This window comes from Pseudoalteromonas sp. SR41-8, assembly GCF_014163915.1.
GTDB classification, from domain to species: domain Bacteria; phylum Pseudomonadota; class Gammaproteobacteria; order Enterobacterales; family Alteromonadaceae; genus Pseudoalteromonas; species Pseudoalteromonas rhizosphaerae.
Genome location: NZ_JACJEE010000004.1, coordinates 116822 through 128960, shown reverse-complemented (window position 1 = coordinate 128960; position 12139 = coordinate 116822). Strand labels below are relative to the sequence as shown.

Annotated in this window: 8 protein-coding genes; 4 read left to right on the top strand and 4 right to left on the bottom strand. The window is 39.4% G+C overall.

All coding sequences use genetic code 11. The annotated features are described in order from the left end of the window. Positions 1-6: 6 nt before the first annotated feature. Positions 7-276, top strand: coding sequence for a hypothetical protein (locus H5162_RS04615; RefSeq protein WP_145235301.1), 270 nt, complete (start codon positions 7-9; stop codon positions 274-276). 148 nt (positions 277-424) lie between these two features. Then, positions 425-1777: a PQQ-binding-like beta-propeller repeat protein gene (locus H5162_RS21245; protein WP_220493513.1), complete on the top strand. Its 1353-nt coding sequence runs from the start codon at positions 425-427 to the stop codon at positions 1775-1777. A 47-nt stretch (positions 1778-1824) separates the two neighbouring features. Here H5162_RS21245 and H5162_RS04605 read toward each other — a convergent pair whose 3' ends face one another. The 4 genes from H5162_RS04605 to H5162_RS04590 all read right to left on the bottom strand — a co-directional run bounded on the left by H5162_RS04605 (position 1825) and on the right by H5162_RS04590 (position 7638). Further along, positions 1825-5049 (bottom strand): serine/threonine-protein kinase, encoded by a 3225-nt coding sequence (locus H5162_RS04605; RefSeq protein ID WP_182777802.1) that lies wholly within the window; start codon positions 5047-5049, stop codon positions 1825-1827. A gap of 8 nt (positions 5050-5057) precedes the next feature. Next, positions 5058-5627 carry a sigma-70 family RNA polymerase sigma factor gene (locus H5162_RS04600; RefSeq protein WP_145235307.1) on the bottom strand — a complete coding sequence of 190 codons (570 nt, stop codon included), beginning with the start codon at positions 5625-5627 and terminating at the stop codon, positions 5058-5060. Between the two features lie 68 nt (positions 5628-5695). Continuing rightward, entirely contained in the window at positions 5696-6721 is a 1026-nt protein-coding gene (locus H5162_RS21505) for an AraC family transcriptional regulator (protein ID WP_182731522.1), read from the bottom strand. Continuing rightward, a complete protein-coding gene (locus H5162_RS04590; RefSeq protein WP_182731521.1) occupies positions 6718-7638 on the bottom strand; it encodes a GGDEF domain-containing protein in 921 nt (306 codons plus the stop codon). The genes H5162_RS21505 and H5162_RS04590 overlap by 4 nt, the downstream gene beginning before the upstream one ends. Positions 7639-7973: 335 nt before the next feature. Between H5162_RS04590 and H5162_RS04585 the strand changes: the two genes are divergently transcribed. Both H5162_RS04585 and H5162_RS04580 read left to right on the top strand, forming a co-directional pair. Next, positions 7974-10745, top strand: coding sequence for a TonB-dependent receptor (locus tag H5162_RS04585; RefSeq protein ID WP_182759688.1), 2772 nt, complete (start codon positions 7974-7976; stop codon positions 10743-10745). Positions 10746-10793: 48 nt separating this feature from the next. After that, positions 10794-12116, top strand: coding sequence for a metallophosphoesterase (locus tag H5162_RS04580; protein WP_182759726.1), 1323 nt, complete (start codon positions 10794-10796; stop codon positions 12114-12116). Positions 12117-12139: the final 23 nt, after the last annotated feature.

The following is a 12139-nucleotide window of genomic DNA, read 5'->3' as shown; positions in this document are numbered from 1 at the left end:
GTGATTGTGGCTCGTTTAATTTTTTGTTGTTTGATGGTTGGTGTTTTACCAGGGTGCGCGATGAGTGACCCATCTGCAGAGATTGATGAAAATCAGTATGTATATCCTTATAAATGTACACATAAAGGAGAGGTTGAATATCATTCAATCACGGCACGTGAGCCTTTAAGTAAAGCGTTTTTAGCTAAAATGCAAAATGCATTGCACGAGGGCTTTGAGCTAGACCCTAATAGTTGCGTGCCTGTAGAGGCAATACCAGACGCTAAGAATAAGTAATTCGTCTCAACGATTTAGTAACGCCATTAAGACAGATAAAAATATTTTAAATTTATGAGAAAAATTTAACTGCTATTCGTGTCTGTCATTGTTGTGATTTCTTCGTAAAATTTATTTAGCTATAAATAATAACTATCTAAGGAATTACATGAAGTTACAGTTTGAATCACCTAAAGTTAAAACATCAATTTTATTCACGTTCAGTCTTCTTCTATCTGCTTGTGGAGGTGGTAGCGATGACTCACAAACTACAAAATCTGATGCAGATAAACAGCCAGATAAAGTAGAAGCGTCGCGCTTAGTGTGGGAAAAATTATTACCAACAACAAGCTTTGCTTATTACTCGTCACCGGCACTTAGTGCTGATGAGCAAACAATTTATATAGGCACAGCTAAGAATGTACGCAATGACCCCGCAGGCAGTGATTTGATGGTAGCTTATAACCGCAATGGCAGTGAAAAGTGGCGTTACACTTTGCCTAATGGTGAAGAAGTGCGTTCAAGCCCTGTTGTACATAATGAAAATATTTATTTCACTGTTGATAAGCGAGTAGGTGAGTTTGAAAAAGCATATCGCGATTTAGTAGCTCTAAATAGTAGCGGCGAGCAAATGTGGCGTCAACGCGTATCTGATTATGGCTTTCAAACAGGTTCTGGTTTAACCAAGGTTGCGGCTTTTGAAGGCCAAGTTATATATACCGGTTTAGATATCCGCGCTTTTAATGCGCAAACGGGTGAGAGCTTGTTTGAGCGTTTATGTAACTGTGTAGAGCGACAAGACCGATTTGTAAATGGAGCGGTAAATCACAATGGAGAATTGGTATTTTATGATGAAGGCCGCGTACTTAAGCTTGATTTAAATAGTTATGAGTTAGTTGGCGAATTCAAAGATATAGACACCTTTGAAGGTGACTTGGTTTACTCTACTCCAGCTATTGATTCTAACAATAATATTTACTTTGGGTCTGAAGCCGGAGTTTTATACAGCTTTGATGATAATTTGGATCTTCGTTGGCAGTTTGAGTTACCAAACCCGCAGGTGTTCGAGGCGCCATACATTCGCTCATCGGTAGCGATAGATGAGTCGCGTAGTACGATTTATTTTGGTACAAAAAATAATGATGATAGTGAGTTTTACGCACTCGATATCAATGATAAAAGTATAAAATGGCAAGTGGCAATTACCGGTGATGTTTATGTGTCTCCTACCATTGGCGATAATGGTAATGTGTACTTTTCTTCAGAAAGTAATTTACTTTATACATATAAACCAGATGGCACGCTTGCATGGCAATATGATTTAAAAGCAAATGTAACTTGGTCTTCTCCAGCTATCGATAGTCAGGGGGTTTTATACATAGGTACTTTATCTGAAAGTAATGTATCGGCCGCAAGTGCAACAGGTAAGCTTGTGGCTATTCAAACCGACAGCACAGGTTTAATGCCTAATACTTGGTCTAAAATTCACCGGGATAATCAAAATAGTGGCGTGGTTAAGTAAAGTTAAAGTAAAGCAGTCGCACTAGTGTGCGATTGCTTTAACTAAAATTACAACGGGTTTACCACTGAGAACCGTTTATCAGAAACACTCCAGTAACCCAGATCAGAGACGATTAAAATTTTATAATTGTTACCTCGGCCATTAAAGAGTGCAGGGTCTAAGTTAAACTCTCCTGTATTTGGCAGTTCTTCAGCGAACTGGTACCAGCGCCTATTATTCACGATATTTAAATCCACTTGTTGCTTATCGCCAATTCCGCGAGAGTCATCATGCAGAACATACATAGCAACGGTTTGTCCGTAGAGTTTATTGGCGTTCCAGGTTATCGTTTTTTGCTGACCTACAGGGTAAATATCAAGGGCTTTAGGTGTGATAATAGTTGTAACCAATTTGTCTTTTAGTAAAAAGTGCTCTAAACCGTTATCAACAGTTTTACCTGAAGCAATACTAAAGAAACCATCAGATAGGCTCCAATAGCCTAAATCGCTGATGAGCATAAGTTTAAAGCGATTTGTGCCATTGGCCATAAAATGATAAGGGTCAATTTGGGCTGTTCCCGTGTTTTTTAAATTAGTTGCCGCTGGGTGCCAATCAATTTTCTTCAAATTATTAAAATCATCAAAGCTGTTAACTTTATAGTTGACGGTATGATTGACTAATACACTTATCGTATTGCCAATTAATCGTTTGCTATCCCATTCAATCGTAAATTCAGAGCCTATTTTTAGTTGGCTTGCATGTTTAGGGGCCGTGATCGAGCTAACTCGCTTTGTTTCACTTATCGCGTTGATATCTCTGGCAGGGCTAAATTGGTTCTTTGTGGAGTGTGATATATGGTTTTGCTTTTCGAGTTGTGCTAACCACTGTGTGTGTGGATTATTGTTTAGCTTATTAATAGTCGCTATTAATTCAAATGCCAAGGGAGAGTTTGATTTAGCATAAACAATGAGCTGCTGCATTTGCTGTGAAGTTAAAGTATTAAACATATTTGTTTTTATCACAAGCTCTAACCATTGAACTTGCTGTTGCTTGCTTAGTTGTGTTAGGTCAATATCAAATAATGCTGTTTTATTCAGTGTATTTTGTTCATATTGCGCCGTGTATTTTGCTAAGGTGATATCGTAATATTGGCTTGATTGTTGTGTACCATTGGCAAGCCATAGCTCTGCATTCTTTAAGGTTTGTGAGTACTTACGCAAACTTAAACCTAGCATGGTACTTTCATAACGCCCCTTCATGCATTTTTGATCACTTGTCGAACAATGTAGTAGCTGTTTATTTAAAAAGTTATTTGCTTGCAAATAATCACGTTCTTTTAAGTAATATTGATATTGCTCATATAGTACAGTACTAAGTTCATGTTCAAAGTTTGGGAGTAGCTGTTGATAGATAAACATGGCTTTATTCAGGGCTTGTTCTTGCGCAAGTTGTGCACCTGCTTGAGCATATAAATTTGCCGCAAAATGGTTTAATTTTGCGAGCTCACAATGTAGTGGGTGGTAGTTATTCGCAGCATTTTTTAATGTTGAGTCTAGTAACTTAATTGCTTGGTCTATTTGATTATCTTCTATCAGTAGGCTGCTTTTCATTAACGATTGCCATGCTTTTTGCGAGGCAGACGTTGCTGTCGTATTTTCATTCTCGAGAATTAATTGACGGCTGAGTATAGGGTGATTATCACGATGAGTAAAAATATGTATTAATAATTCCAGTTTTAGTTCGGATGCATCGCTATTTTGAAAAGCTATTTTGATCTGCTTTATGTCACCAGCTAAATAGCTATCTTTAGTAAGCCAACCAAGCAATTTAATGTTGCTGTTTTGAGGGTTTTGCTGCGATAGTTTTTGCCAAAGAATTCGTGCTTTTTGTTGTTGATTTAATTTAATTAAACTTTTAATTTTTAATATTTGCATGTCAATCGAACTATCGCACAACGCCAATATATCTAAAGCTGCTGTAAAATTTCCATGCAAGTATAAGCTTTGGGCAACGGTTAAGAGTACGCTTTGTTGGTTTTTTGGGCTTAATTGACTCTGCATTACTTGTTCAACACCAGCAAGTAACAAGGCCGATACCGACAGTTTTGCACCTTGCGGCGCTAGCGGTGTGCTACTAATTAGTAAGTTTTGATAAAAGTTGAGCAGTTCATACTGTTGCTTTGCGGCTTGCTTTTGTTCATATTGATAAAGAAATAAGCTAATACAGGCGACACCCAAAAAAGCGATAGTTGAGGTTATTAGAGCAGCAGTAAGAGGGGAGCGTCTTATAAACTTACCTAATATATATGTTTTTGAGTGTTTAAACCAAAGTAATGGACGATGCGCCAGATAAGCGGCGATATTTTGTTTTAATGTATCTGCTGATGCAAAGCGTTGCTGTGGTAGTGGCGCCAGTGATTTATTGATGATTTCTTGAAGCTCTGTACTAATAGGTTGTATAAGTAGTTTTTCTAAAATACGCCCAAGGCTATAGATATCAGCTTGGGTTGTTAAGCTTTCACCAGCCAGTTGCTCTGGGCTTGCAAACTCGTGACTAAGCGCTTTTATATATGCGTTATGTAATGGTATTTCATGATTCATGGAACTGGAACGCGCAACCCCAAAATCAACAAGTTTAGGTTCACCATTGTTATCTACTAGGATATTTGAAGGCTTTAAATCTGCATGGATCACCCTATTTTGGTGAGCATACTCAACGGCATCACATACTTTTTGAAATACCTCTAACCTTGCTTTTTGCGAAAGGTTTTTTGCGTAGTTAATTAATGTATCACCGGCTATATATTGAATGATGATGTAAGTGCCAATAATGCATTTACCGACATCTAATACGCTAGCTATATTGGGATGTGATAATTTGGCAAGATATTGCGCTTCTTGTAAAACATGTTTTTGTCCATGTAATTGTAAAATGGATGGATAAAATAACTTAATCGCTACCTTTTGATTTAACTGGCCATCATTTCTAGTCGCCAAGTAAACTGCACCCATTCCCCCATAGCCAATTAATTGCTCTAACCTAAAGTGACTTATTTCGCCGCCTTGCAGTTGTAAAAGCTGATGATCATTAGTAAGTAAATTTAATTGGCCATGTAATAAGTCATTAAACAATGAGCTTTGATCATTACTTGTATGTGCATTTATTAATTGCTTCACTTCAATGATGAATTGTTCATCAGATAGTTGTAATTGCAGCAATCCTGAGGTTAAGTTGTTGGCATGGTGTGTAAGTAAGTGTTCAAAACACGAAAGCGCGTCTTTAAATTGATTCATTAATTATCTTAATTTGTTTGAATACGCACTTTTATAAACGCTTTAGCAGCATCTAATTCGCGATAAATAGTAGCAAGTGAGACCTTGAATTGTTTAGCTAGCACTTTAGTATCTAGGCCCAAAAAGTAATGTTGAGAGAATATTTGAGCTTTTTGCGGATGATTTTTTTCTAGATGATTTAGGGCGCTATCTAATGCTAAAAAATCCTCTTGGTGTTTTAGTTGATCGTTTTGTTGCTGGATTTTTTCTGCGTTAGGAGTGCGTTTGAGAGTTTGAAACTTGCGAATTTCATCGCGTAAAATATTACGGATAAATACACTTAAATAAGTATTAAATTGTGTTTGGTGATTAATGCTTTGTTGTGGCGGAATTAACTCAATAAGTGACTGATGTAGTAGCGATCCAGTATGCGGTAAGTGCTGCAATACATAGGTTGAATCGATTTCATTACGGTAACCTTCTAAATGTACATGACAAACTTGTTTCAGGTGGTAGTAAAGCCGAGCTTTAAGTTCATCAGCACTTTGCGGGCAACCATTTTGCCAGCCATTGATTAGATCTTCTAATGATGCCTGCATCGATCTTCCTTATTTCGATATTTCAATTAATAAGGTACATTTGCGGGACTTTAATTACAAGTGTTAACTTAATGTTCGTTAATCAATTCTCTCAGCTGTGAGGGAGTCGTCCCAGTCCAGCGTTTAAATGCGCGGCGAAAGTTAGTTAAGTCGCTAAAGTTAAGTTCGCCTGCTAGGGTTTCGTTACTTTGCGCTAAAGTGGCGATATTAAACACCGCGGTTTGGCGATTGATACAATCTTGCAAGGCGCTAAAACGAGTATGATGTTGTTTTAGTTTTCGCTTAAAAGTGGCGGGGCTCATAGCGAAATGCTGGGCAACTGTTTCGAGGTTTTGTTGTGGTTGAGCACTAATATGATTGCGCACTAATTGCAGCCAAGGCGCAGCGGGTAAAGGGTGCTGCTTTATGGTTGCTAATGATTGCTGCAGTAGGCTCGGACAGCTATCTATTAAGTGTTTGTTATAAAGTTCATCACTAATACTGACCATAAATAATTGTTGTGAAAACTTGCAGTTGGCTTGTAGGTTAGTTTGATATTGCTCTATGTGTGAGGGCTGCGCATAGGGAAACGAAAAACATAAATCACTGTTATTACCTATTCGCCATTTACATGTTGCAGCGATAAAACTGGCAAATAATTCGCAGCAAAATTGTTCTACGGCTGCATTTATTGCCCCGAAGCTGAGGTTGATAATGAAGTAATGTCGGCCTTGGTGGTATTTATGTTCGGCATTAAATAAGTTAAAGCCATGCAAAGGAGTGCGTGTGAGTAGTTTTTGCAGTGTGCGTAAACTTTCTGCTTGAGAAAATGCGCTATATAACGGATTGTGATTAAGTAGTTTTCGCCCTAGTAAAAAACTGAGTTGGTGTTGATTATCAAATTGACGACAGTTTTCTTGTAATCGATAAAATTGCTCAACACTGATCGAAGCCGTTCCAGCTGCAAAATCTTGATAAAATAATCGAGTTCCTTTGAGTAACTTATCAGGGTGTACCCCTCGGTGTTTGGCTAAATCAACTAATTGCGCTGCCCATGACTGTAAACCTTGATAAGGAGAGTCGATATAACTGCTGTTACTAAGGCTTGCACTCACGCAGTATGTCCATGTAAGTTTTTGTTCGTTAGTAATTTTTGATGCAATTGACTGAGTAAACCAGAGGTCGAATCACGGTGCGTTGCGGCTACTAAACTGGTGTGTACTTTTTGTTTGTAGCTCACTGCTTTGTCGCTGCTATTAAACGAAAACGCTTCTAAAGCACTGACTAACGATACGCTTAGCTGCTCTGCGACAGCGAGTTCGGTATTGGGCAACATGACAATAAAGCAATCACTGGCGTAACGGCAGACTAAATCTTGTTCACGTACATTCAAGGTGATCACTTGAGCAAACTCTTGTAACAGCTTATCGCCTTCTGCATCACCAAATTGACGATTAAACCGATCAAACTGAGCAATATCTAACATCAGTAATGAAAATCCATGCAGGCTATGGTGGAGCAAATTTAGCTCGCGGCTGATCTGGCTTTTCATATAATCGGCGCTAGCTAGGCCGCTGATAGCATCACTGAGTTGATGCTCTCGATAAAAGCGCTCGCGATTACGTAATTGTTGATTAATGGTCATTTGCTCTTGGTGCCAATGATACAAAGCCATGGTCATTAAAATCATCCCAAATGGTGCAGGAATGGATTCAATGGTACTGAGCCATGCTTGTTCATTGCTGTAATATACAAATTCATCAATAAAATCGAGGGTCATCGATAGATTCATAATCGCAAGGCCTGAGAATAATAAGTTAGTTACTCGTCCCTTTGGCCTACTTAATAGAATAAAAAAGATCCACAGCAGGGTCATGGCAGTAATACCGCCTTCGCCACCTACATCAAACCAATCGATCTGGCTATGGCCTTTATAGTGACCGTAGCTAAGTGTCAGGGTTAATACGCTGGTTAACATCACCACTAAGATAAGCAGTAATGAGCGATGTAATTTTAAAAACGATAAATTCATTGTCAGCTCAATAGGTATATTTGATAGGCAGAATAAGCAAACAGCTTAAACACCACTAGGGTCAGATTAGCTCACAGTGATGACATATTTTTTACGTTGGCAACTTTTCAAACGGATTATTGTTGATTTTTGAATTAAAAAACCATAAAAACAGGGGGTCAAATCAGCTCATTTTGCCGTATTTAACTACTTAAAATGCCCTTACAATGGCTAATTATCAAGGACGTAACGGGTACTGACATATTTCTTTCATGATTGCCCCTTAGGGTGTTGCTGCGAGCCAAGCATGGCCAAGTAAACAATCAAAATCATTAGCAGCAACCAAGAGAACAATTATGAACCCTTTTATCAAATCGAGTATTGCATTAGCGTGTTGTGGTATTTTATATGCGACCCCAGCCTTAGCGGATGGTCGTGTGCAAGGTCGCATCACTGATGCCAGCCAAAGTGTGTATTTTGGCGGCGCGAAAGTATCGGTTAAAGAGTTAAACTTAAATACGGTAAGTAACCGCGATGGTTCTTTTTCATTTAATAAGTTGCCAGCGGGTGATTACACCCTAGTGGTTGATTACATTGGTGCCCCCTCGGTAGAACAAAAAATTACGGTGGTTGATTCACAAGTTTTTACACAACAAATTATAATTGGTGAGCAACAAGAAGCCATCGACAATATCATTGTTTATGGCCAAAGTGCTGGCCAAGCAGGCGCAATTAACCGCCAAAAAAACGCAACTAATTTAAAATCGGTAGTCAGTGCAGACTCGATTGGCCAGTTCCCTGATCAAAACGCAGCAGAAGCATTACAGCGTTTACCGGGTATTTTTATCGCTCGCGACCAAGGTGAAGGGCGATTTGTTGGTATTCGCGGTATTGATCCAAATTTAAACAACGTTACGGTTAATGGCTTAAATGTGCCGTCGCCTGAGGCCGGTGTTCGCTCTGTGGCGATGGATGTATTGCCAAGTGAACTAATTCAAAGTTTAGAAGTAAGTAAAACTGTTACCCCAGACATGGATGCCAGTGCTATTGGTGGCTCTATCGAAGTAAAAAGCTTAAGTGCCTTTGATAAAGCAGGTGAGAGCTATAGTTTTACTGCACAGGGCTCATATAACGAATTAGAGTCAAAAACTAGCCCTAAGCTTTCAGGTAGTTACACTAATGTTTATGAGCTTGATGGTGGTCTTGATCTAGGTGTAGCAACAGCTATTTCTTGGTTTAAGCGTGATTTTGGTTCACGTAATATGGAGACCGACGGTGGTTGGAGTGAATTTGATGTTGAAGATGCAGCAACTGGCGACAAGGTCTCATTATTTGGCGCTGAAGAAATTGAGCAACGCCAGTATCAAATTACCCGTGAGCGTTTAGGTGCAGCACTTAATTTAGATTTACACAGCGGCGCCACTGATAAATATTATTTACGCACACTATATAGTGACTTTTCTGATGATGAGTATCGCCAACGTAATGAGTATAAGTTTAGCGATGGCAAACTATTAGATAGCAACGAGAGCGGTGCAAACTTTAGTGGTGCAGAAATGGACCGCGATACCAAAGACCGTTATGAAGAACAAAGTATTCTTTCACTGGTGCTTGGTGGTGAAAATCAATTAGATAATTGGTTTGTTGAATATAATGTTGGTTATTCTAAATCAGAAGAAAAAGAGCCAAACCGCTTAGATGTGACCTTCGCTGGTAAAGATATTGATATGGGCTACATTGCGCGCGTTGATACTCCATTATTAAGCCAATCGACTAATGCCCACGATTTAAGCCTGTTTGAGATGGATAAAATTGAAGCGGCCAATAACCTTAGTGAAGACGAAGAGCTTAGCTTTAAACTCGACTTCAGCCGTGATTTTGTGTGGCAAAATAATAATGGTGAATTTAAGTTTGGTTTCAAACATCAAAATCGCGAAAAGCGTAATGATGTAAAGGTTGCTATTTATGATGGCGACTTTTTAGATGCTCTTGGTAGCGACTTTGTCGCGCCTGCACCTGACTTTGATTTGGGAAGTTTTGGACCGGGCCTTGATCGCGGCGCGATTCAAGCCTTTGTGAGAAAAAATAAAGAGGCGTTTGCTTTCAATAGTAATGAGTCACAAGTTGAATCTGATGGTCAAAGTTATGTAAGTAATGAAGATATTACCGCCGCTTATGCGATGGTTAGCATGGATATTGATAAGTTACATGTTGTCGCGGGCGTGCGTTATGAAGGTACTAGGTTTGAAACGCAAGGTAACCAAGTTGACTTAGTAGTCGATAAAGTAAGTGATACAGAAACTGTTACCACAACGCCTTGGCAAGTAAGTAAAGATTATGACTACTTTTTACCAAGCTTAAATTTACGCTATAACATCAGCGATAAACTAGTGACCCGTTTTGCTTACACCAATACTATCGCGCGGCCAACCTTTGGCGATTCGGCCGCTTACCAATTAATTGAAACTGAAACAGTTGAAGATGAAGGCGTAATGGTTACAGAGCGTAAAGCTGAAGTCGGTAATCCAGCTCTCGACCCTTATGAATCAATGAACTTAGACGCATCAATCGAATATTACCCAGGTTCCATTGGGGTGTTATCTGCTGGTGTTTTCTATAAAGACATCGACAACTTTATTATTCAACAAGAAGTACAAGATAACGGTGATTGGGATGGTTTTGACGAAGTAGTGCAAATGGTTAATGGCGGTAAAGCGTCATTAACGGGGATCGAGCTAAACTGGAACAAAACCTTTAAATCAGGATTTGTGCTTGGTGCAAACGGAACCTTTATTGATGCGGATGAAAAATTACCAAATCAAGCAGACACAGTGGCAAATATCATTGTGGGCTTTGAAAATCATGCTATTAGCACTCGTTTAAGCGCATCATATAAGAGTGAGAGTTTCCAGTTTGATGATGCTGATATGGCGGTTTATGAAGATAGCCACATGCAATTGGATTTCAGCAGTAAATATTACTTAAACGATAATATGAACGTGTATTTCAATGCCACCAACCTAACAGATGAACCAATGTACTTGTACCACGGCGAAAAACGTTACAACTACCAGTACGAATCTTACGGTCGTACATTTGAGCTAGGTTTTACGTTTTCTTCTTTGTAAGGTGAACATATGAGCCTGCTTAACAGTAGGCTCATTGTTGAGGGTATTATGATTAATAAAACTATTTTGTATATTGCACTAACCGCATGTTTAGCAACGGTTGGTTGCACAGCTCAAAGTAACAAACAAAGCAGTACTGACGTCGCAAGTACCAGTAAAAAAGCCTCCGACAAGATTGAGTTTTTAGCTTTTGGTGATGGTGGTTATCATGTTGACTATCCAAAAACTAAACACATAACCAACCCTAAAAACAAGCAACAGTTTATAGCCGCAGAGCTTGCTGATTGGTTAGAAGATTATCGCCCTCGCGATGAATTTGACCATGCACCAATATATATTTATCCAGGCACTGAGATTGCTACAGAGCAAGGGGGCGCTCAGGCTGTGGGGATCGCAATGGCAAAATTGTGTGAAACAAAAGCGTGCCAATTTGCTATTCAGCTCGGTGATAACGTATACCCTGATGGTGCCGATGCTAATGATGGTAAAGACGACCAAAAACGTTTACACGACTTAGTGTATGCGCCGCTTGAGCCATTATTTAAAGCTGAGCCTAATTTAGTGGTGTATTCCGCATTAGGTAATCATGATTGGAAAAGCTCGCGCAAAGGCGTAGCGGTACAAACGCAATGGATGGCAGAGCAAGCGAACTTTCACCTAGACGAAAAAGGCTACTATAGCTACAAAATAGGTGAGCCGGGTAACGATGTAGAGTTTTTTGTACTCGATACCAATATGTTACTGGCAGGGCAAAGTTATTATGATGTGCCGCTAAACCCAGATGGCAGCGAAGCAGATGAGCAACAATCAATACGTGATGGCCGCGCAGATCTTGAAGTACACGACCCCCATGAAGGGCCACAAAATGATGAAGACCTAGCTCAGCTTATATGGCTTGAACAAGGCATTGCAAACTCGACTGCTAAATGGAAACTGGTTTATGGGCATCATATTTTATGGTCAATTGGGGGCACTAAATATAGTGAAGGCCACGTACTGCGTAAATTACTAATGCCAACTCTTTGCAAATATGCAGATGGTTATATTGCCGGCCACGAGCATGACTTAGAGTTACTAACCGATGATTGCTCAAAGTTTGATACCGGTAATAGCGTTGGCAAATTGCCGCTGATCATTTCTGGCGCTGCGTCTAAAATGCGTGGTAAACATACCCCGTTTGCACAGTTTCAAGAACGCCAATATCCTGAATATGATTTGCTTTGGTCAAAAAGCTTTGTATGGGGGTTTAGTCATATCAGTTTGGATAATCAAGCCAATAAGCTTGATGTGAGCTTTTATACCACGCCACGAGATTTAACGGGCAGTATTATTGATGAAGGTAGTTTTAGTTTTTCTAAACGCACTCGATAAACTTATATTTTGCATAAAAACCA

Bases quoted from the DNA above. Each gene is read 5' to 3' on its own strand.
- H5162_RS21245 (WP_220493513.1), top strand. From the start codon at position 425: ATGAAGTTACAGTTTGAATCACCTAAAGTTAAAACATCAATTTTATTC.
- H5162_RS04605 (WP_182777802.1), bottom strand. From the start codon at position 5,049: ATGAATCAATTTAAAGACGCGCTTTCGTGTTTTGAACACTTACTTACA.
- H5162_RS04600 (WP_145235307.1), bottom strand. From the start codon at position 5,627: ATGCAGGCATCATTAGAAGATCTAATCAATGGCTGGCAAAATGGTTGC.
- H5162_RS04590 (WP_182731521.1), bottom strand. From the start codon at position 7,638: ATGAATTTATCGTTTTTAAAATTACATCGCTCATTACTGCTTATCTTA.
- H5162_RS04585 (WP_182759688.1), top strand. From the start codon at position 7,974: ATGAACCCTTTTATCAAATCGAGTATTGCATTAGCGTGTTGTGGTATT.
- H5162_RS04580 (WP_182759726.1), top strand. From the start codon at position 10,794: ATGATTAATAAAACTATTTTGTATATTGCACTAACCGCATGTTTAGCA.